The following is a 22,103-nucleotide window of genomic DNA, read 5'->3' on the forward strand; positions in this document are numbered from 1 at the left end:
AAAACATTATTTATATCTTTTTTGAACATGATATGTGATATAACGTTCAAAAATTAGGAGTTTATATGAAAAGAAAACCTCTATTTGTAATTTTATTGATTCTTCTAATATCAATGATTTTTATTTGGATATTTACTTCAAAAATAAAACATGATAAGAATGAAGTAAATCGTACAATAATTATGGATAAAAATGGAAATAAAATAGATCCTATCCAAAAAGTGACTGGAAATTTAGGAAAATGAGATAACATACTATGCTTGTTTTTAAACAAATAATTAACTAAGTTCTTCTCTAAAAGTATGAATGAACCAATGAGGTATTTATAGAATAAGTATAAAATATGACTCATTGTCAAATAGTTTTATTTCAATTAAATCACCTTTAGTAAAATTTTCGGCGTGTTCTCTTTAAATATTATTAAACAATCTTAAAGAGAGTGGCTTTACTGGAACATCCGTACAGAAAATAGTGGTAGTAGACCGAACGATAATTTGATTATCAGATTACCACTCGGTCTACTACCACTATTTTTTACATAAATGTTTCAGCGAGACCTAATCTACCAAGGAAAGTATGTCAAATAAAACTGGAAAAATTTATCATTTAAAAAGGAGAATAACAATAAACTGCCAGTGTCTATTTAGGGTACACTCTAATTTTCCTTTCTGGTAATAAAAGGTAAAAAACTTGATAAATTAGCCTCTTCCAGTATATAGTAATTACGATTTAAGAATAAGGATAAATAAGAGGGGGTTATGCGGAACATTCAAATGAGATTTATTAATAATCAGATTATTAAAAGATGTTCTGGATTTAAAGGATTATTTTGGATCCTCTTTAAACTTTTTGGTAAAACGTACAGGTTATAGATTTGAAGAAGTAGATCGAATTATTTATCGAAAAAAGAAAGCGAAATTACTTGGAAATGAGGTTCTTTTTAAAGTAATCAATGATATATTTTATGGTAATTTGAGAAAAGTAGATGAAGCAGCTTTTTTATAATTATTCTAAAAGTACATTTCGTATAATATTATCGAAGATTGAACCTGTACTTATTGAATATAATTTAACTTTAGAATTAAATCCTATCAATATTAGTGGAGATGAGGGGGCAATAAGGAAATTTTTTATGGATTTCTACTATATTAGGTGAGCAGACTAGTTATCATTTAAAACTTCCAAAAGATTTATATGAAATTGTATTAAATGAGATTTCAACTCCATTAAAAAACTCCGAACTGGGATCTGGCACCACTAGCTCTTCAGCATACTATATGATTTATATTACATATGACACAAAAGAGAACGATCATCTGTCTGCTAAAGGACAGGTGATTTTTTTTCGTAATAAGTATGAATGAGTTATTGAAGTGATCCTAGGAAAGGAGTGACAGAGTGCTTACAATTAGGGAACATAGATGTTTGGATTATTTACAATGTTCCGATAAAAATCAAGTAAAGCAGAATAGCTTTTATTGATTCCTTTTTTTTGGGGAGTCCAAATTTTTAAATGGCTATTCCAGATGTCTATCCATGATAAGAGTAGAAATCATTCAAGTATTTCTCGTTCATCAACGAAAATAAATAAAAAAATAATGAAACCCTATTCAAGTAACGATTAGTCAACTTGTTATATTTGAAATTTTGTTAAAGTTACTTAAAAATGTGTCCTTTTTTGATGAACTATGGGATTATAGTATAAAGTGGCAACTTTTATGAAGTTTTTGCTTGCTATTTTTTGGTAATGCACGTATATTACGAATGAAAAAAGTTTATGAAAAGTTGGAATATTGAATGGAAAAACAAAAAAGATTAAAAAATAGCCGGTATATCACGGGCTTCGATGGGATCCGTTCATTAGCGGTCATCGGGGTTATTTTATACCACTTGTTGCCAACAAGTATGAAGGGTGGTTACCTCGGAGTTCCGATATTTTTTGTCGTTTCAGGTTATCTTATTACCGATCTCTTACGACAAGAGTGGGAACAAAATGGAAAAATCAATATTTGGCAATTTTACGTTCGGCGAATGAAACGACTATATCCTGGGCTCGTTTTCTTGCTTATTACTGCATCAGCATATATTACGCTATTCCAGCGAGGATTATTAAATAATCTTCGGGGCGTTGTACTCAGCAGTTTATTCTATGTCAATAACTGGTGGCAGATCAATAATGGATTATCCTATTTTGATCGTTTTGCAAATGAGTCGCCATTTACCCATATTTGGTCCTTAGCAGTAGAGGCGCAGAACTATCTGATCTGGCCGATCATCTTTGTATTACTCATGGTATTTGTCCGTAAGAAAAAAAATATTTTTTATGTCATTATGGGCACAGCCATTGCTTCAGCGATTTTGATGATGGTGTTGTATTCGCCAAATGGCGATCCTACCCGTGTGTATTATGGGACAGATACTCGCTTGTTCTCGATTTGGATGGGGAGTGCATTGGCTTTTGTTTGGCCAACTACGCGATTGAAGAAAAATATCCCTAAACAAGCAAAGAAAGTATTGAATTTAGCGGGTTTTACTTCGTTGATCATTTTGATCCTCTTTTTCTTTTTCTTAGATGACCATTTGAGCTTTATCTATTATGGCGGGTTCTTTTTAGTCAGTCTTTTATGTATGGTTCTTGTGGCAGTCACCGCGCATCCCGGTGCGAGCTTGAATCGCTGGTTGACGAATCCGGTCTTTAGTTGGATCGGTAAACGAAGTTATGGGATCTATTTGTACCAATTTCCGGTAATGATTTTTTACGAAGCGAAAGTATCAGGTATCGCTGATCATGTGTTATTACACACGGTCATTGAGATCACGTTGATTTTATTGATCAGTGAACTGTCATATCGCTTTATCGAACGTCCGTTGGCACGCTTTGATTATAGCCAAACGGTTCGCGTCGTCAAAGGCTGGTTCACCAAACCTATTTTCAGTTGGAAAAAGCCATGGGTGGTCCCTGGAACCTTAGTCGTAGCGATTGCCTTAGTCGGGTTCGTCACTGCACCTAAAAATGCTGTGACCGCGGACCAAGAGCAATTACAAAAGAATATTGCTGAAAGTAAAAAACTAGCTGAAAAAAGTCAGAATAATCAAGGCAATAATGTAGCACCTATCGACCAAGCGATTTTGGATAAATATGATTTGACCAAAGCGCAAGGGGAAAAAGCCCAACAACTAGAGCTGACTGCATTTGGTGATTCGGTCATGTTAGATGCTGCGGCAGATTTAAAAGAACTATATCCGCAAGTAGTTGTAGATGGTGATGTCGGTCGTCAACTCTACACAAGCCTTCCTTATATCGAAGAATTGAAAAATAGGGATCTATTGAAAGATACGGTATTAATTGGGTTAGGAACAAATGGCTCTTTTTCTGAGGCGCAATTTGATAGCTTGATGAACGCGATCGGGGATCGTAAAGTTTACTGGGTCAATGTTCGCGTACCAACGAAGCGCTGGCAAAATGAAGTCAATGCCATGCTCACAGAAATGGAAAAGAAATATGACAACATGACAGTGATCGATTGGTACGGTTATAGTAATGGTCACAGTGAATGGTTCTATGACGATCAAGTCCATCCAAATCCAGATGGTATGCTGAATTATATCCATCTAGTCAGTGAAGCACTATTAGGTGGAACAAAAGAATCAGAGACAAGCAAAACGAGTGAGACTTCTTCGACTAGTACGAGCGACACTCTATCTGATAGTACTCAAGTGAGTGAATAAAAACTGAGGTTGTGACAGCAATGTTTTGACCTGAGCAGTAGGATAACTCTTACAAAAAAATGCCTCAACGAAAATCGTTCTCCGATCTTTCGTTGAGGCATTCTTTTTCTCTAAAATTCTTTTTACTCCGTTTGATCAGGTAAAGAAAGAGAAGGATGTGTCTTCAAATAGGTTTCTTTTTGCCGGCGTGTTTGTTTTTTGAACGCGGCTTCGGCTTTTGTGGCTTCACTTCTTGTAGCGTATCCTTCTGCATGGATCATTTTTACAGGACGTCTCTTTTGCAAACGTGTGTATTTAGCGCCTGTACCATTATTATGTTCTTGTAAACGACGAGCCAAATCGGTGGTATATCCTCCATAGAACGTATTATCTCGGCAGTGCAACACATAAAAGTAATGGTTATTCTCCATAAAGCATCTCACGAAGTTCGGGGGTATACTCACCTTGCGTATCATAGGTGAATAAAGGTGGAGAAACTTTGAAACCATCGGCTTTTCCCTGCTTGATTCCTTCAATCAATAAAATATTTGCTTCCTTGCCTACTTTAGGATAAACAAACTGAACACGTTTCGGTGCAATCTGATAGGTTTGCATAAGAGTCAAAATCTCTAAGAAGCGTTCTGGACGATGTACCAGAGCCAAGCGACCATTTGTTTTTAATAACTTGCCGGAGATTTGGATCACTTCTTCCAACGTTGTATGGATTTCATGTCGGGCAATTGCTAGATGCTCATTTGGATTTTTTTTATTTGTAGGTAAGCCTTTGAAGTAAGGGGGGTTACAGACGACTAAGTCACAAGAGTTGTGTCTGACAACCGTTAAACTTTCTTTTAAGTCAATCGTATGCACGGTCATTTGTTGTTCTAAATGATTCAATGAAATGCTCCGACGGGCCATATCAGCTAAGCGTGGCTGTAGTTCGATCGCATCGATCTTTGCCTGTGTTTGTTTACTTAAAAATAGTCCGACAGCACCATTCCCCGAACAAAGGTCAACGATTTGGCCGGTTTTTGGCGCACGAGCAAAATGAGCGAGCAATACGGCGTCTAAAGAAAAGGAAAAAACTTGGGAACTTTGGATAATCTTAATATCTTTTGCATATAATTGGTCAATACGTTCATGTTCGTGAAGCATCTAATTCCCTCCAAATGAAAAAACTAATCGTATGTAGTATACTATTTTTGTTCAAAAGAACCAAGAGAACTTGTCAAATCGGTCTTTTTTAGGCATACTATAGGAACGAGAAGCAAAGAAAGGAAGAGGATATGTTCTATCGATTTATGCGCGGGCTCGTTAAAGTGATTTTAGCTGTTATCAATGGCAATGCCCGTTATGAAAATAAAGAAGTCTTACCAAAAGACGAGAATTACATACTTGTTGCACCACACCGCACTTGGTGGGACCCGTTGTATCTCGCTGTTGCTGCATCACCTAAATCGTTTAGTTTTATGGCGAAAGAAGAATTGTTCAAAAACCCTGTTTTACGATTCATCTTAACACGTTCGAATGCTTTCCCAGTCAAAAGAGACAATCCGGGACCAAGTGTGATCAAGACACCTGTCAAGATTCTAAAATCAACCGATCTAGGATTGATCATGTTTCCAAGTGGGACAAGACATGCGACCGAGTTGAAAGGTGGAATGGCGTTAATAGCCAAAATGGCCAAAGTAAAAATCGTTCCAGCTGTGTATCAAGGTCCTCTCACGCTAGGTGATCTATTCAAACGCAAACGAGTGATTGTTCGCTTTGGTGAACCGATCGACTTGTCAGATATCAAAAAAACTGACAAGGAAGGAATGGCAGAAATCGAGCGACGCACACAAGCTGCATTTGATAAACTAGACAAGGAAGTAAATCCTGATTTTAAATATGAGATCATAAAAAAGAATGAAACAGAATAATTGTTCTTTATTCGATGAGCGATAAAAGAAACGGATTGTCTAAGACACCGCTTCTTTATCGCTTTTTTTGTTATAAAACCGCCTTTTTGCAAGTGATTCTAGCTGTCATGTCCTTGATGGAAGTGTTATAATAGTAAGAAGGATATTTTTTTGAGGTGATGAGATGCGTTTTTTACATACAGCAGATTGGCATATAGGAAAAAAATTGCAGGGCTATGATTTACTTAAAGAGCAAGAACATGTACTATCTGAGATTCTAACGATTGCGAAAAAGGAAAAAGTGGATGCAATCGTTATTGCAGGTGATCTCTATGATCGAAGTATCCCAGCCGTAGAAGCCGTAGAGATGTTCAATCGGTTGATGATCGACTGGAACCTGAACGAAAAATTCCCGATTTTCGCTATCTCAGGAAACCATGATAGTAGTGTTCGATTATCTGCTGGCACGGAATGGTTCAGCCAAACAAAATTCTTTTTACACACACGATTTGCTGAATCTTTCCAACCTATCGACTATCAAAATACTCAATTTTTCTTATTGCCTTATTTTGAACCAATCTCCGCTAGAAGTTATTTTGAAGATGATACGATCCGTACGGTCCAACAAGCAATGGAAAAAGTGGTTGACCAGATGCAACTCGCTTTTGATCCTGCAAAAAAACAGGTGCTAGTCAGTCACTTTTTTGTGACAGGTAGTAAGAAATCAGATTCAGAAACAAAAATCGAAGTGGGTGGACTAGATGCGATTCCAGGCGGTCTATTGGAGCCATTTGATTATGTCGCTTTAGGACATCTTCATAATCAAGCAGCCTTGCAGCAAGAAAATGCTAGATACAGTGGTTCGCCACTTAAATTCTCACTTTCAGAGATCAATCAGAAAAAAGGTGTCTGGATCGTTGATCTAACTGACACCTTGGTGTTGGATTTTCAAGAAATCACACCTTTGTATGATATTGCTGAAGTAACTGCTAGTTTTAAAGAATTATTAGACCCAAGTTTTTACCATACGATCAACCGAGAAAATTATTTGCAGATTTATTTAAAAGATCGCGCAGTTATTCCTAACATGATGAACCAATTACGAGCAATCTATCCTCGAATACTTGGTGTCGAACGTGTCAATGGACGGCATCGTTCCACAAGCAAACGACAGACACTTGAAATCAAGCAACCAAAAAAACTCGCGGAAACGTTCTTTACTGAAATGGTGGATGAGCCAATGACAGAACAACAAATGAGCTGGTTAGAAGAAACGTTGCAAGAACTCACAGAAACGGAATGATCAAGTATGAAACCACAGACATTACGATTGAAAAATTTTGGCCCATTTATCGATGAAACGATTGATTTCTCAAAATTGACCCAAGCCGCCTTGTTTCTGATTACAGGAAAAACAGGGGCTGGCAAAACAACGATTTTTGATGGGATGACCTATGCGCTTTTTGGAGAAACATCTGGAAGGTTGCGGTCTGGCAAAGAGATGCGGTCATTATTTGCGACACCTGAAGACGAAACGAGTGTCCTTTTTTCGTTTGAACATCAACAGTTGCGGTATGAAGTCGAACGTAAGCCTGAACAATTGTTAGCTAAACGCAAGGGTGAGGGCATGAGAAAACAGGCGGCAAAAGTAAGTTTAACGATCTTTGATGAAAAAGGAAAAGAAATTCGACAATTAACAAAACGGAGTGAAGTCGATCAAGAAATCAAAGAACTATTGAATTTAGATGCGAAGCAATTTTCACAGATCGTCTTACTGCCGCAAGGAGAATTTCGGAATTTCTTGATTTCCTCTAGTAGTGAAAAAGAAACAGTTTTACGTAACTTATTCGGCACACAATTCTTTCAACGATTCACCGAACAATTGAAAGAAAAAGCCAAGAACAAGCAAAAAGAACTGGATCATTTGGAGCAAGAATTAGTCTTGTTGCAAAGACAATTTAGTTCCTATGAGGAGAAGCAACCGGCTGGTCTACAATCTTTTGAGACAGTGATCAATGAGTGGCAAGAGTATCAAAATCAAATTTCAACAAGGCTCGTATCAGAGCAAGAAGTATTAGAGCAACTGAAAGAAGAACAAAAAATCAGCGAGACAGATTACTATCAAGGGAAAAATCAAAAATCTGCTTATGAAGAAAAGCAACAATTATTGGCAGAACAACAAGCGCTCAATGAGCAACAGCAAGTGATCGAGGAGCACCAAAGATGGGTTTCTCATTATGAAGTCGCTCAGCAATTGCGCACCCCACTTGAACGTAGCCAAGAATACCAAGAATCACTTACCACACAGGAAAGTGAAAAACAGCAACTAATTATTGCGTTCAATAAGGTGGCAAGTGATTTACAGAAATGGCAAGAACAGGCGGACGTACGAGAAGATCTCGAACAAAAAATAGCAAAAATGAGTCAAACGCTCCAAGAAAAGCAACGATTGATCCCAGTGGCCGATACTTTTAGAGAAAAACAATCGGAACTTTCCGTAATGGAAAAAAAAGTCAGTGAATTACAGCAAGAAATCCAACAACTGGCAGATCAGCAATTGATCCTTCAAGAAAGACAACAAACGAGTCAAACCGTTTTAGCAACACAAGGGGAACTACAAGAAAAACAGTTGGTTTATGAACGGTTACGTTTAGAAGGGGAACGTTACTGTGAACAACAGCAACACCTTGCTCACCTTTACAAAGAACTAGTGAAAAATCATCAGTACTTTGAACAAACAACAGAGCAATTGGTAGAAAAACAACAATTACTTGAACAACAAACACACGATTTCAATCAATGGAAAAGCGACTGGGCAAAGCAACAAATTACTTATTTACAAACCCTATTGATACCTGGTGAACCTTGTCCAGTGTGTGGTGCAACGGAGCATCCATTGACACCGGATAATCGTGAATCAGTGCAGGAAAACTTAGCTGTACTTGAAGAAAAAATGGTCCAAGCAGAACAATCGATCGAAAAAACGCATCAGGAGATTGGTCGAAAAAAAGCAGAAATCGAAGAAATCAACCAACAGCTTGCTCGTTTAGGTCAACAACAAGTGGAAACGAGTCAACAGTTGGATCAACAAGCGATTTATTTGAACACAGAGTTAAAAGCCATCTTCCAAATAGACGCGCAAGAAGATATTGTTCGTGGGCTTGCGGAAATAGAGAAGACCCTCAATGCTCATTTAAAGGAAATCCAAAAAGCTGAAGAAGCCCAAGTAAGGATCATGGAAGAACTAGCAAGCAACCAAGAACAAAGTGAACAGTTAAAAGCTCAACAAACGCTCCATAATGAAAAAATCCAACGACTCCAAGGTGAGATAGCAGGATTAAGTCAACAATTAGGAACAGAAGACATTGATACTTTAGCAAAAGAAGCTGATCAATTAGTTGAACAGTTGATCAAGATGAAACAAGAGTTAGAAGAGCAAATGGCGCAAGGTGAAAAACTCCAACAAGAATCAGCTATTTTGACAACTAAAGTCGATACATTGACTGAACAAATCGAAAAGACAACTACTCAAGTTGAAAAAGAACAACGTAAAATCTCTAGTTTCTTGGAGCAACACCCTGATTTTTCCTCACAAGAAGAAATAGCAACGTTGTTAAAAGAAACAGCCACGTATGAAAATAGAAAAACAACGGTCAAGGAGTATCAAACGAAACAGCTGGTTCTTTCCACTCGCTTGGAACAACTGGAACATGTCACCTATGATGAAAAATACCAAGATTTGACAGTGTTGAGTGAACGAATCGAAAAAATCAAACAACACATTGAAGAGCAGCAACAATTGATCTATCACTTGCAGCAAGAACACCAAAACAATCAAAAAGTGATCATGGAATTTACCACATGTTATCAAAATAGTCAGGAACAACTAGATGAGTTGATCCAGTTGCAACAATTATCACAGACGATGAATGGTGAAAATCCTAAAAAGACAAGCATTGAACGTTATGTCTTGCAAGTTTATTTACAAGAAGTCTTGCAAGTCGCTAATGAACATCTGATACGATTGACAAAAAGCCGCTATCAGTTTGAATTAGATGAAGAAGTCGGTAGCTACCGCGGAAAGACTGGTCTGGAGATCAACGTGTACGATGATGAAGCAGGAACGACCAGAGGATCGCATACTTTATCCGGAGGCGAAAGCTTTATTGCTGCATTATCATTAGCTTTAGCCTTGGCAGAAGTGATTCAAGCGCAAGCTGGTGGGGTCACGATCGAAGCATTGTTTATTGACGAAGGGTTTGGTTCACTGGATGAAGAAGCCTTAGAAATGGCGATGGAAGCATTAGAAACAGTTGAAAGCGAAGGCAGGATGATCGGGATCATCAGCCATGTACGTGAGTTGAAAGAACGTGTCTTGCAACAAATACGAATTGATACAAAAGGTAGTGGACAGAGTGAAATACGCTACCATTTTGGTTAAGAAGGGAGATTGATAACAATGAAATGGAGTATTCCGGAAAAAGTCATTGCAAGAGGGCGTCAATATTTGCAAGAAGACCGTGTGTTATCGGTTGTCCCAGATCAAGAAGAAAATGTGTGGCATGCAGAGGTTTTAGGTAGTGAGCTGTATTTAGTTGATTTAGATGGTACAGCAAAAGAAATCGACTACTGTCAATGCCCATACTGGGAAGAACATCATTATTGCAAGCACACTGTTGCAGTAGAACTTTATTTACGATCGAAACAACTTTCTCGTATCATGCAGAAAGATCAAAAAATGATTGAACCAACGAAAAAGACCAGTGAAGGAGAACTATTGACAAAAGGATTTGCCCGATTAAAAGGGAAGACTTCTACTAAATCCTTGCAACCCTTAGTGATCGATTATCATGTCGAACAGATCGAAACCAATCAATACCATCCAGAACTTTCTATTTTGGCAGTGTATCTACGTGTGGGCTTTTTAGAAACACCTAAGAAAACATACATCGTAAAAAATATTTATGAGTTTCTACAGGCGTACACGGACGAGGAAAACTATACGGTCAATAAGCAGTATCAATTCCGTTTAGAGCATCGAGTTTTCCAACAAGAAGATCAACAACTACTGGATCTATTCGCAGGTATTGCACAGACGCAAACATTGTTAGGCGCAAACGGTGTCTTGGTAAAAGGGAAATTAGACAAGCGTTACTTACTTTTGCCAATCGATCAGTCGAAATCTTTGTTAGAGCGTATGAATCAATCGACACGTTTGAAACTACAGATCAATGATCAAACTTATCATGGCATCCAATTTTCAGACGATGCGAAACCGCTAAGTTTTCAAGTCAAGAAGAAAGAAACACAGTATCAACTGACTGCCGTAAGTGACTTTGATTTGTTTTTGTCTCACTACCAGTGGGGGATCAGACAAGGTACTATCTATCATTTGACTAAGCAGCAACAGACGATCTATTTGACTTGGAAACAACTGATGAAACGTTTTGAAGAGCCAGAAGTTGCCTTTCACAAAAAAGAATTGTCTTCTTTATTTAAAGAAATTTTACCACTTTTAGATCAGATAGGAACCGTTGCTATTGACGATGAAGTGACGGCAGAAGTCGCAGATATTCCAGTAGAGTTTGTCTTTGTTTTTAAAAAAATGAAAGGGCAAATCCAAGCAAGAATCGATTTTGTATATGGAGATGTTGTGTTCTCCACAGATGAACGACATGAAACGCTTGCTGAGCAAACTACCGAAATATTGAGAGATACGGCGCAAGAACAGCGGGTCCTTGATTTGTTTCGTATGTACCGTTACCGGAAAAATAAAACGGGCTACGAACGTCCATTACCAGAAGGTGAAGCATTGTATCAGTTTTTCCGGACAGAATTAGCTGTTTTTCGTCAATTTGGAGAAGTCCGTATAGGAAAAAAATTACGGGAATTATATCTAGACGCACAAAAACACCAACCACAGATCGAAGTAGAAGAAACAGGATCATGGCTAGATATCCGCTTTGATGTCACAGGAATCAACGAGCATGAAATCGACAATGTTTTGCAGAGTCTGTTAAGAAATGATTCATTTTATACCTTAGAAAGTGGACAGGTATTATCGTTTGATTCAGAAGAATTCCAACAAACAAGCAAAATCCTACAACAGTTCAGAGATACGATCCGTTCAGACGATGGCGTTATCCAAGTGCCAAAAAATCAAGGGTTGATGATCAAAGAACAATTTACGGGAAGTAATGCTAGTTTTGGCGATTCTTTCCAACAAATGACTCAAGACTTGATCGATCCTACGAATTACGAAGCTACTTTACCAAAGAATTTGCAAGCTGAGCTTAGAGACTATCAGAAGCAAGGCTTCCAATGGTTGAAAATGTTAGGTCATTATCAGTTTGGTGGCATTTTAGCTGATGAAATGGGTCTAGGGAAAACGCTGCAGACCATTGCTTTTCTGCTTTCGGAGAAAGAAGAAAAAGGTTCATTGGACGCCTTGATCGTAGCACCGGCGAGTTTGATCTATAACTGGCAAGCCGAAGTGAAAAAATTTGCTCCCTCATTGAGTGTCCAAGTGATCAATGGCAATAAGAAAGAGCGAGAAACTTTGTTAGCTGAAAAAGTAGATATTCGTGTTACTTCTTATGCGAGCTTACGTCAGGATCTTTCAGAATATCAATCATCGACGATTAATTATTTAGTCTTAGATGAAGCGCAAATGGTGAAAAATAGCAGCACAAAGACTGCTCAAGCTTTACGAGAGTTGCATATTCCACAGCGGTTTGCTTTGAGTGGGACACCAATCGAAAATAGCCTTGAAGAACTATGGTCACTATTTGCTACGATCATGCCAGGGTTCTTTCCGAATCGGACACGTTTTAGAGAATTGACGACAGATGAAATCGCGCAAATGATCCGACCTTTTGTCTTAAGACGAGATAAGCAAACAGTTCTCAAAGATTTACCAGAAAAAACTGAAATGAATCTTTATTCTGCGTTGACGGAAGAACAAAAAACAGTGTACCTTGCTTATTTGAGACAAATGCGTGAAGAAGTATCAGCTATGGATTCAGAGTCATTCAAAAAGAATCGGATCGGCATCTTGGCAGGACTGACACGTTTACGTCAAATTTGTTGTGATCCTCGTTTGTTTGTAGAAGACTACCAAGGTGGATCAGGTAAGTTAGAACAAGTAAAAGATTTATTACTAGCTGCAAAAGAAAATAACCGTCGTGTCCTGTTGTTCTCCCAATTTACGGGTATGTTGACGATCCTTCAAGAGGAATTAGCTGAGTTAGGGCTAAGTACCTTTTATTTACGAGGAAGTACAAAGGCACAAGATCGTTTAACCATGGTCGATGCTTTCAACGCGGGTGAAAAAGATGTCTTTCTTATTTCACTTAAAGCAGGAGGGACTGGATTAAATCTAACTGGCGCAGATACAGTCATCCTTTATGATTTATGGTGGAATCCAGCGATCGAAGAACAAGCTGCTGGAAGAGCCCATCGTATTGGACAAAAAAATGTTGTTGAAGTATGGCGAATGATTGCTGAAGGAACAATCGAAGAACGAATGGATTCTTTACAGCAAGAAAAACGGGAATTATTCCAAAAAGTGATTCAAGGAAACGAAGAACAATTGACGAAATTAACAGAAGACGATATTCGTTTGATTCTAAGTATTGGTGAAAATGACGAATAAAGTGTAAAGATCATTTATTGAGTAATTACTCTCCTATACAGGAACCAGTAAATAAGCCAAGGAAGATAGCCTCGCAAATCTGCGCAGTTATCTTCCTTGTTTTTTTCTTGTTTATTTATTCGCAGATGCTTATTTGATCAGACAAGCTGAGCCTCTCCTACAGCAGTTTTTATAGCGGATAGTAGTTGATCGAATTCGTTGATCTCTACATCACACACCGGACGCTCGTTGATGGAACGCTTGCGGTGATTGAACCATAACGTCTGCCAATTGGCACTCTTAGCACCTAACACATCGTTTTCGTAATTATCGCCAACGTATAGTGTTTCATTAGGTGACATATTGAAAGTTTTCTCGGCTAATTGGAAGATTTCCTTTTCTGGTTTTTGAAAGCCAGTTGCTTGAGAAACTAGCATACAATCAGCAGGAATCCAATTTGTTAATTGAAGTTGATTTAATTTTTTTGTTTGATGATCAGTTGGTCCATTGGTGATGATCCCTAATGGAATATTTTTTTCTTTAAGAAAATCAAGTGTTTTTTTTACTTCAGGATGAAGAGAGATATTTGCTAGTTCCTCTTCGTAGACTTCTTGGAAAACTAAGCATTTTTCATCAGAGATAGGTGAATAACCTAGATCGATCAAGGACTGACTAATGCGGTGTGCACGCATATAATCAAGTGTCCATTCTCCAGCCATGACTTTTGGAAAATTCTCATCGCTGTGATGGCGGAAACGGATATATAATCCATGCATATCTTCTTCTGTTACTTGAGGTACCACACTTTTAACTGAATTCTTAAATGGTTGTTGCTGATCATACATTGTATCGTCAACATCAAATACAACTGATTTAATCAAATTATTACACGCCTTTCAAAATTCTATCTTTTCACAAATCCTCGCTTATTGTATCAAAAAAAAGCCAAGAAAAACGTTGGAATTTAAAGGTTTTTATTACTATATTTCTAATTACTTGACAGAATAAGGTTTGTGTATTTTAGTTTTTTTAACTAAAAATAATTAATTTTATTATAAAGAAATCTACAAATCTATTTCGACTTTGTCAAATGAATTATAATAGTAAAAATAAATAGAACAAAAGATAATTTGTTTTTTTAATACAGAAAAAATAAAATTAGTAAAATATAAAATAACGTCAGTGTGTAAGATAACGAGTGATTTTTCACTTCTTCAAAGAGGTTGTGGGTAAGATCAATTTTATTGTGGCTCTAAAATCAACATTTTATTAGTTTTACATATTTTCTGAGTTTTTTAAATTGTCTGTTATTAAAATAAATAAAAAACATTAAATGCGAAAAAAGCGTTCTCATTTTTTTACTTTTGGAAAAGATTAGTACAGTTTTAGATGCTGTGTTATGTGTTTGTAATATTGTAAAAGTATTTGAAAACTCTAATTTTTTAACTGATAATAAAGTAGAAACCTTGGTTTAACTGTATATCTATCTTAGATAACTTTCATTTTTTTAAAAAATAATTTTAAAAAAAGCTAGCTATTTAAATGTTGATTAGGTATAATAGAAACAGATGGAAGATATTCAGGATCTTCTGTTACAAAAATGTGGCTATAATCACAAAAAGGAGTGATGCACGTTGTTAACACTATATACTTCCCCAAGTTGTACTTCCTGCAGAAAGGCTCGTGCGTGGTTGCAAGAGCATCAGATTCCATTTGTAGAGCGAAATATTTTTTCAGAACCTCTTAATAGTTCTGAATTAAAAGCAATTTTACAAATGACGGAAGACGGAACAGAAGAAATTATTTCTACCCGTTCAAAAGTTTTCCAAAAATTAAATATGGATCTTGATGAGTTACCATTACAAGAACTTTTAGAGCTTGTACAAAACAATCCTGGTTTGTTACGTAGACCAATTATGATCGATAACAAACGTCTACAAGTCGGCTTTAATGAAGATGAAATCCGTCGTTTCTTACCACGAGATGTTCGTCAATTAGAATTACGTCAAGCCCAGCTAATGGCTGGTTTATAGAAAACGCAGAATGAAACTTAGGAGGATGTGATGTCTTCCTGAGTTTTTTTTATTAAAATAGATTGTGTTTTTTGAGGACTTAATGATTTTTTCTTTACATTTATTCTTATTTCGCTACAATTAACCTATATGGATAGTTGGGATAAAGTGAGGTGTAGCAAATGGAAATGGAACATATCAATGAGAATACGATTCGTGTAATGATCGGTCATGAGGATCTAGAAGAACGTGGGGTCTCATTTTTAGATTTATTAGGTAACCACAGAGAAATAGAAAACTTTTTTTATAGTATTTTAGAAGAAGTGGATATTGAAGAGGAGTTCCAAAGTAGCGAAGCTGTCACTTTCCAAGTTTTGCCAAAAGGGGATGGCCTAGAACTGTTTATCAGTAAGAATATGCCAGACGAAGAGATAGGTCAAAACAATGAATCGACGTTGAATAGCGCAGATGTTAGTGAGTTTCTTCAAGGCCAAATGCTTGCGAATGAAGAGGAAAGCGACTTAACAGAATCAACTACTGCAAGTGAACAACGAGCAATCTTTGTATTCAGTGATTTTGAGCAAGTGATCCAGCTTGCGAATGATGTTCAATTAGAATCTGCTTGGACAGATCTATACCAATTAGAAGAACGTTATTATTTAGTTGTTCACTTTTGGATGGAAAATCTAAATCAAACAGATGTTGAAAATCAATATGCACGTATTTTAGAATTTGCTGAAAAAAGTGCACGAACCCCTGAAGCATTGAACGAATACGGACAGCAATTGATGGAACGTAATGCTCTGGAACGAGTAAAATTTTATTTTGAATAAAGCGTAGGATAAAAATACCTAGCGATAGTCGAAATCGCTAGGTATGTTTTGTCGAGGGTCTCAACATTCGTTGAGACTTTTTTTGTTGGCGTATTTACCCAGTGAAAGGGAGTGAGTCGATGCTGCTCGCCAAAGACAAAGAAGGGTCTGTTTTTTTAGCAACTGATGCAACAAAAGAGTGCGATTACTATTGTCCAAAATGTGGGAATCAAGTATTTTTAAAAAGAGGAATGAAGAGGGTCGCCCATTTTTCTCATCGCGATACTCCAGACTGCCAAGTGTTTAGTGAGGCGGAATCTAAAGAACATCTTTATTTAAAAACACAATGTTTTCAATGGTTGAAGAAGAGTTATCCAAGAGTAGAAATGGAAGGTTATTTATCGCAACTGATGCAACGTCCGGATATTTTGGTTGGTCATCATGCGTTTGAGATCCAATGCTCTCCATTGTCTTATGAGCGAATGATTGAAAGAACGATCAATTACAAAGCAAATGAGTACATTGTTTGGTGGCTATTAGGAATGAAATTTTTCAAAAAGAACGATCGGTTAAGTTTAGAAAAAAAGTTTTGCTACTACGACGATTTACGACAGCTCCACTTTTGGCAAATCGACTGGTCCACGCAAAAGGTTTACTTATATAGTCAGATCCTCACAGATTTATCGGGGAAAATCAGCTTTGAACGATTTTCTTGGTCTTTTTTTGAAAAGGAACTATTGACGATATTAGAAGTCGAAAGTGGCACATTACGAAAAATGCCAAGCTCTCCTTCCGTGAAAACAAAAGACTGGTTAGCAAAACAAATCATTCGAAAAAATAAAAAGGTATTAGGAGTACAAGAACAGTGCTACCTAAGAAAGAAGCATGTGCTTTATCTTGAGTCATGGATCTATGAAAACAGTGATTTCTTTTGCTTTTTTTCTGAACAAGTATTCTTTTATCGCTTGCTGTTTTCACAGATGAAATGCCAAGAGAGTGATAAGAAAACAAGTTCTTTCGATAAGTGGTATCAGGAAATCAAGGAATATAAAAATGAGTGGTTATTTCCTTTGATTGATGAGGAAAAAATATATCGCTTATTTTATGAAGAGTGTAAACGTTTAGTACAAAAATAATAATCAGTGAAGAATTCCATATACAAAACATGAAAGAGTTATGATAAACTCAAAAGAGTAAGTAAAAAAGTAACTATTATTTTTTATTCAGAAAAGCATAGTTGCAAAGATGAACAAAAGGAGTGGAACAGATGAGCGAAACAACGAAGTTACCAAATAGAGAAGATTTGCCTGAGAAATTGACATGGGATCTAACACCAATCTTTTCAAGCGATCAAGAATTTGATAAAAAGTACGAAGAATTGACTGAAGAATTAAAAAATTCTGAGCATTATAAAGGAACATTAGGTAATGGAGCAACAGCATTTTTGGAGGCGCTTGAATTTGTCTTAACAATGTATCGTAAAGTTGAGCTTATTTATGTCTATTCCCATTTAAAAAATGACCAAGATACGACAAATACGACGTATCAAGCATTGTATGCTCGCGCTGGAAGTTTACTTTCAAAAGTGAGTGAAGCAATTGCTTGGTATGAGCCAGAAGTATTGCAACTTTCTGATGAGCAAATTTGGCAATATTTTGAAGAAGAACCAAAATTAGAAGTTTATCGTCATTATGTCAAACAAATGGTTGATAACCGCTCGCACATTTTATCAGCAGATCAAGAGGCATTACTTGCTGGAGCCGGAGAAATCTTTGGTGCTTCAAGTGGTACTTTTGCAGTTTTGAATAATGCTGATTTAGAGTTCCCAACAATCACTGGTGAGAATGGTGAAAAGATCCAATTATCGCATGGTGTATATGGTCAATTATTAGAAAGCACCAATCGCGAAGTACGTGAAGCGGCCTTCAAAGGGCTATACAGCGTATATGCACAATTTAGAAACACCTTTGCTTCCACACTTGGAACACATATCAAAGGGCACAACTTCAAAGCAAAAGCACGTCAATACGCTTCTGCCAGAGAAGCCGCATTGAGCAATAACCATATTCCTGAAAGTGTGTATGATACTTTAGTTACTGTCGTGAACAAACATTTGCCGTTATTGCATCGATATATGGAACTACGTAAACGACTATTAAACGTAGATACATTACACATGTATGATCTATATACGCCAGTATTAGGTGAAGCACCAATCAAATTTACGTATGAAGAAGCAGTAGAAAAAGCGATCGAATCACTTGCGCCAATGGGAGAAGAATATCTTGCTGTCGTAAAAGAAGCATTTTCAAACCGTTGGATCGATGTAGTCGAGAATAAAGGAAAACGAAGTGGCGCTTATTCTTCTGGTAGTTATGATACCAACCCTTACATTCTGATGAACTGGCATGATACGTTGGATCAACTATTCACTTTGGTCCATGAAATGGGACATAGTGTCCACAGCTATTTCACACGTTCGAATCAACCTTTCGTCTACGGCGATTACTCAATCTTCTTAGCCGAGATTGCGTCAACAACAAATGAAAATATTTTGACCGAACATTTATTAGCGACCGAAGAAGATCCTCGGGTTCGTGCCTATGTCTTGAATCATTATTTAGATGGTTTTAAAGGAACAATCTTCCGTCAAACACAATTTGCAGAGTTTGAACACTTCATGCACCAAGAAGATGCAAAAGGAACACCTTTGACGAGTGAGTACCTAAGTGAAAGTTATGGCGAATTAAATGCTAAGTATTATGGTCCGGCTGTTGAAAAAGATCCAGAAATCAAAGATGAATGGGCACGTATCCCGCATTTCTACTATAATTATTATGTCTATCAATACTCAACAGGATTTTCTGCTGCATCTGCTTTAGCGAAGAAAATCTGGGAGAAAGAACCAGGCGCATTAGATGCTTACCTAACGTATCTAAAAGCAGGAAACAGCGATTATCCAGTAGAAGTAATGAAGAAAGCTGGTGTGGACATGACTCAAGCAGCTTATATTGAAGATGCAATGGCCGTGTTTGAACAACGATTAAATGAATTAGAAGCATTAGTGGAAGAATTATAGAAATCGTGTGTTGAGTGATCTATTGATCGAATCTTTTTAGATTCGTTCTGATACTACCAAAAACCGGAAAAGTGTGTGAGTTTCTCACTCAACGCTTTTCCGGTTTTTACTGTTAAAAATAACATGAAAATTCAAAAATTAAGGTTTAGATTTTCGGTTTATAGTATACTGACAGGGATAGTATAGTTTGTGCGGTGGCTAGCCTTAAGAAAAGAGGTGATGCCTATGTTGATCTGTGGCTTTCTCCTAGAAAGGAATAAGCATGTCTGTGTTTGAGGCATTGATGTTTGCATTGTCATTTGCAACATTGGTCTTGATCGTCAGCGACAAAGACAACAAAAAATAACCGCCACTTAAACTTTGGATGGTTTAACGGTTATTTTTTGAATCAATATTAAGCTAGCCATTGTTTTGAACGATACTATCTGAAGGGGAGCTGTGATAAAGCTCCTCTTTTCAAAACTATGATACCATAGCGAGTACATAAAAGCGAGTTCAATTTCTTTTGTTCTGATAGAGAAACAAAAGAGGTTAAAATAGCAATACAATAAATAACAAAAAAATCTGAAAATTAAGGTTTGGATTTTCGGTTTATAGTATACTGACAGAGATAGTAAAGTTGATGCGGTGGCTAGCCTTAAGAAAAGAGGTGATGCCTATGTTGATCTGTGGCTTTCTCCTAGAAAGGAATAAGCATGTCTGTGTTTGAGGCATTGATGTTTGCATTGTCATTTGCAACATTGGTCTTGATCGTCAACGACAAAGACAACAAAAAATAACCGCCACTTAAACTTTGGAAGGTTTAACGGTTATTTTTTGTAACTGAAATAAACTAGCCACCAGTCAAACGGTGCTATCTGGAGAGAGAGTTGTTGATGCAACGCTCTCTTTTCAAAGTTATGATACCATAGCGAGTATATAAAAGCGAGTTCAATTTCTTTTGTTCTGATAGAAAAACAAAAAAGGTGGAAATAGCAATACAAAAAATAACAAAAAAATCTAAAAATTAAGGTTTGGATTTTCGGTTTATAGTATACTGACAGAGATAGTAAAGTTGATGCGGTGGCTAGCCTTAAGAAAAGAGGTGATGCCTATGTTGATCTGTGGCTTTCTCCTAGAAAGGAATAAGCATGTCTGTGTTTGAGGCATTAATGTTTGCATTGTCATTTGCAACATTGGTCTTGATCGTCAGCGACAAAGACAACAAAAAATAACCGCTCCTTAAACTCTGACCAGTTTAACGGTTATTTTTTGAATCGATATTAAGCTAGCCATTGTTTTGAACGATACTATCTGAAGGGGAGCTGTGATACAGCTCCTCTTTTCAAAACTATGATACCATAGCGAGTATATAAAAGCGAGTTCAATTTCTTTTGTTCTGATAGAAAAACAAAAAAGGTGAAAATAGCAATACAATAAATAACAAAAAAATCTAAAAATTAAGGTTTGTATTTTGGGTTTATAGTATACTGACAAGGATAGTAAAGTTGATGCGGTGGCTAGACTTAAGAAAAGAGGTAATGCCTATGTTGATCTGTGGCTTTCTCCTAGAAAGGAATAAGCATGTCTGTGTTTGAGTCATTGATGTTTGCATTGTCATTTGCAACATTGGTCTTGATCGTCAGCGACAAGGACAACAAAAAATAACCGCTCCTTAAACTTTGGCGAGTTTAACGGTTATTTTCTGTAACTAACCAAGCTAGCCACCAGTCAAACGGTGCTATCTGGAGAGAGAGTTGTTGATGCAACGCTCTCTTTTCAAAGTCATGATACCATAGTGAGTACATAAAAGCGAGTTCATTTTCTTCCGTCTTATTGGTAAAAGATTGGTTATAATTGTTTTTATTTGACTTGGAGTTGGCTCAAGGGGATATACTAGAAGCAATCAATCTAAGGAGTGGAAGCGATGAAAGCAACAGTATTTTTAGAACCAGGAAAGATGGCTATCAAAGAAATGCCTAAGCCAGAATTGAACCAAGAGAATGAAGCAATCATTCGTGTGGTACGCGCAAGTGTATGTGGTTCTGATTTATGGTGGTATCGTGGCATCTCTAAAAAAGAACCAGGGTCTGCTGCGGGACATGAAGCGATTGGTATCGTAGAAGAGGTAGCAGAAGGTGTTACAAATGTTCAACCGGGTGATTTTGTGATTGTGCCTTTTACCCATGGTTGCGGGGAATGTGAGGCTTGTTTAGCTGGGTTTGATGGCGATTGTTTATCAGATACTTCAGGTTCAACAGGCTATCAGGCAGAGTATATTCGTTATCGCAACGCAAATTGGGGATTAGTAAAAATCCCTGGTAAACCAGAAGATTATTCCGATGATATGTTAAATTCCTTTGTTACGTTGGCGGATGTGATGGCGACTGGCTATCATGCAGCAGTGAGTGCTGAGGTGAAAGAAGGAGATACAGTTGTTGTGATCGGAGACGGAGCTGTAGGTTTATGCGGAGTAATTGGAGCAAAATTGTTAGGCGCATCAAAAATCATTGCGATGAGTCGCCATGAAGACCGTCAACAGCTAGCTTTGACATTTGGAGCAACGGATATCATTGCGGCTCGTGGAGAAGAAGCAATCGCTGAGGTCATGAAATTAACAGGTGCTGGCGCAGATGCAGTGTTAGAGTGTGTAGGAACGCAACAAGCGGTTGAAACGGCAGTAAAAGTTGGTCGACCAGGTGCAGTTGTTGGGCGTGTAGGGGTTCCTCACGTAGATGAGTTGGATACGAACGCTTTGTTTTATCGTAATATCGGCTTACGTGGAGGGATTGCGGCTGTGACGACTCACGACCGAGCTTCACTATTAGAAGCAGTCTTATCAAATAAAATCGAACCAGGTAAAGTCTTTACGCAACAATTCGAGTTAGATCAAGTTCAAGCTGCTTATGAGGCAATGGATGAACGAAAAGCAATCAAATCATTATTAGTTATGTGATGGTTCCTCTGTTCGTCAAGTGA

Annotated in this window: 15 protein-coding genes; 12 read left to right on the forward strand and 3 right to left on the reverse strand. The window is 37.3% G+C overall.

The window, feature by feature from the left end; genetic code table 11:
• Nucleotides 1-65 precede the first annotated feature (65 nt).
• From I2F89_RS10660 to I2F89_RS10670, 3 genes are all read left to right on the forward strand, one after another.
• On the forward strand, nt 66-245 hold the full coding sequence (locus tag I2F89_RS10660; protein WP_071866489.1) for a hypothetical protein: 180 nt from the start codon (nt 66-68) through the stop codon (nt 243-245).
• 740 nt (nt 246-985) lie between these two features.
• On the forward strand, nt 986-1,156 hold the full coding sequence (locus I2F89_RS15780) for a helix-turn-helix domain-containing protein (RefSeq protein ID WP_081355946.1): 171 nt from the start codon (nt 986-988) through the stop codon (nt 1,154-1,156).
• 641 nt (nt 1,157-1,797) lie between these two features.
• Nucleotides 1,798-3,729: an acyltransferase family protein gene (locus I2F89_RS10670; protein ID WP_086335187.1), complete on the forward strand. Its 1,932-nt coding sequence runs from the start codon at nt 1,798-1,800 to the stop codon at nt 3,727-3,729.
• Between the two features lie 122 nt (nt 3,730-3,851).
• Here the strand turns inward: I2F89_RS10670 and I2F89_RS10675 are convergent, their stop codons facing one another.
• Nucleotides 3,852-4,139 (reverse strand): GIY-YIG nuclease family protein, encoded by a 288-nt coding sequence (locus I2F89_RS10675; RefSeq protein ID WP_065096641.1) that lies wholly within the window; start codon nt 4,137-4,139, stop codon nt 3,852-3,854.
• Nucleotides 4,129-4,863, reverse strand: coding sequence for a tRNA1(Val) (adenine(37)-N6)-methyltransferase (locus I2F89_RS10680; protein WP_071866487.1), 735 nt, complete (start codon nt 4,861-4,863; stop codon nt 4,129-4,131). The genes I2F89_RS10675 and I2F89_RS10680 overlap by 11 nt, the downstream gene beginning before the upstream one ends.
• 131 nt (nt 4,864-4,994) lie before the next feature.
• On the opposite strand from I2F89_RS10680, the gene I2F89_RS10685 reads away from it, so the two are divergent.
• From I2F89_RS10685 to I2F89_RS10700, 4 genes are all read left to right on the forward strand, one after another.
• Nucleotides 4,995-5,630, forward strand: coding sequence for a lysophospholipid acyltransferase family protein (locus tag I2F89_RS10685; protein ID WP_010734236.1), 636 nt, complete (start codon nt 4,995-4,997; stop codon nt 5,628-5,630).
• A 163-nt stretch (nt 5,631-5,793) separates the two neighbouring features.
• Complete coding sequence (locus I2F89_RS10690; RefSeq protein WP_074801302.1) at nt 5,794-6,912, forward strand: exonuclease SbcCD subunit D; 1,119 nt, start codon at nt 5,794-5,796, stop codon at nt 6,910-6,912.
• Between the two features lie 6 nt (nt 6,913-6,918).
• Nucleotides 6,919-10,050 (forward strand): AAA family ATPase, encoded by a 3,132-nt coding sequence (locus I2F89_RS10695; protein WP_195514310.1) that lies wholly within the window; start codon nt 6,919-6,921, stop codon nt 10,048-10,050.
• Between the two features lie 18 nt (nt 10,051-10,068).
• On the forward strand, nt 10,069-13,263 hold the full coding sequence (locus tag I2F89_RS10700; RefSeq protein WP_195514311.1) for a DEAD/DEAH box helicase: 3,195 nt from the start codon (nt 10,069-10,071) through the stop codon (nt 13,261-13,263).
• A gap of 137 nt (nt 13,264-13,400) precedes the next feature.
• Here the strand turns inward: I2F89_RS10700 and I2F89_RS10705 are convergent, their stop codons facing one another.
• Nucleotides 13,401-14,123, reverse strand: a complete 723-nt coding sequence (locus I2F89_RS10705; protein ID WP_074801310.1) for an HAD family hydrolase — start codon at nt 14,121-14,123, stop codon at nt 13,401-13,403.
• Nucleotides 14,124-14,876: 753 nt separating this feature from the next.
• On the opposite strand from I2F89_RS10705, the gene spxA reads away from it, so the two are divergent.
• From spxA to I2F89_RS10730, 5 genes are all read left to right on the forward strand, one after another.
• The gene (spxA, locus tag I2F89_RS10710; RefSeq protein ID WP_019723016.1) at nt 14,877-15,275 is read left to right on the forward strand and encodes a transcriptional regulator SpxA; all 399 of its coding nucleotides are present in this window, start codon (nt 14,877-14,879) and stop codon (nt 15,273-15,275) included.
• A 161-nt stretch (nt 15,276-15,436) separates the two neighbouring features.
• Nucleotides 15,437-16,087: an adaptor protein MecA gene (locus I2F89_RS10715; RefSeq protein ID WP_071866481.1), complete on the forward strand. Its 651-nt coding sequence runs from the start codon at nt 15,437-15,439 to the stop codon at nt 16,085-16,087.
• A gap of 119 nt (nt 16,088-16,206) precedes the next feature.
• Nucleotides 16,207-17,202, forward strand: coding sequence for a competence protein CoiA (locus I2F89_RS10720; RefSeq protein WP_071866480.1), 996 nt, complete (start codon nt 16,207-16,209; stop codon nt 17,200-17,202).
• A 131-nt stretch (nt 17,203-17,333) separates the two neighbouring features.
• The gene (pepF, locus tag I2F89_RS10725) at nt 17,334-19,145 is read left to right on the forward strand and encodes an oligoendopeptidase F (RefSeq protein WP_071866479.1); all 1,812 of its coding nucleotides are present in this window, start codon (nt 17,334-17,336) and stop codon (nt 19,143-19,145) included.
• A gap of 1,906 nt (nt 19,146-21,051) precedes the next feature.
• A complete protein-coding gene (locus tag I2F89_RS10730) occupies nt 21,052-22,080 on the forward strand; it encodes a zinc-dependent alcohol dehydrogenase family protein (RefSeq protein WP_071866478.1) in 1,029 nt (342 codons plus the stop codon).
• Nucleotides 22,081-22,103 lie beyond the last annotated feature (23 nt).

The organism is Enterococcus sp. 1001283B150225_161107_E12, from assembly GCF_015556925.1.
In the GTDB taxonomy this organism is placed as follows: Bacteria; Bacillota; Bacilli; order Lactobacillales; family Enterococcaceae; genus Enterococcus_B; species Enterococcus_B mundtii.

What these genes read in the sequence shown, in the direction of transcription:
- I2F89_RS10720 (WP_071866480.1), top strand. Translation starts at nt 16,207, where the DNA reads ATGCTGCTCGCCAAAGACAAAGAAGGGTCTGTTTTTTTAGCAACTGAT.
- I2F89_RS10670 (WP_086335187.1), top strand. Translation starts at nt 1,798, where the DNA reads ATGGAAAAACAAAAAAGATTAAAAAATAGCCGGTATATCACGGGCTTC.
- I2F89_RS10715 (WP_071866481.1), top strand. Translation starts at nt 15,437, where the DNA reads ATGGAAATGGAACATATCAATGAGAATACGATTCGTGTAATGATCGGT.
- I2F89_RS10685 (WP_010734236.1), top strand. Translation starts at nt 4,995, where the DNA reads ATGTTCTATCGATTTATGCGCGGGCTCGTTAAAGTGATTTTAGCTGTT.
- I2F89_RS10660 (WP_071866489.1), top strand. Translation starts at nt 66, where the DNA reads ATGAAAAGAAAACCTCTATTTGTAATTTTATTGATTCTTCTAATATCA.
- I2F89_RS10690 (WP_074801302.1), top strand. Translation starts at nt 5,794, where the DNA reads ATGCGTTTTTTACATACAGCAGATTGGCATATAGGAAAAAAATTGCAG.
- I2F89_RS10675 (WP_065096641.1), bottom strand. Translation starts at nt 4,139, where the DNA reads ATGGAGAATAACCATTACTTTTATGTGTTGCACTGCCGAGATAATACG.
- I2F89_RS10680 (WP_071866487.1), bottom strand. Translation starts at nt 4,863, where the DNA reads ATGCTTCACGAACATGAACGTATTGACCAATTATATGCAAAAGATATT.
- I2F89_RS10700 (WP_195514311.1), top strand. Translation starts at nt 10,069, where the DNA reads ATGAAATGGAGTATTCCGGAAAAAGTCATTGCAAGAGGGCGTCAATAT.
- pepF (WP_071866479.1), top strand. Translation starts at nt 17,334, where the DNA reads ATGAGCGAAACAACGAAGTTACCAAATAGAGAAGATTTGCCTGAGAAA.
- I2F89_RS10730 (WP_071866478.1), top strand. Translation starts at nt 21,052, where the DNA reads ATGAAAGCAACAGTATTTTTAGAACCAGGAAAGATGGCTATCAAAGAA.
- I2F89_RS10695 (WP_195514310.1), top strand. Translation starts at nt 6,919, where the DNA reads ATGAAACCACAGACATTACGATTGAAAAATTTTGGCCCATTTATCGAT.
- I2F89_RS15780 (WP_081355946.1), top strand. Translation starts at nt 986, where the DNA reads ATGAAGCAGCTTTTTTATAATTATTCTAAAAGTACATTTCGTATAATA.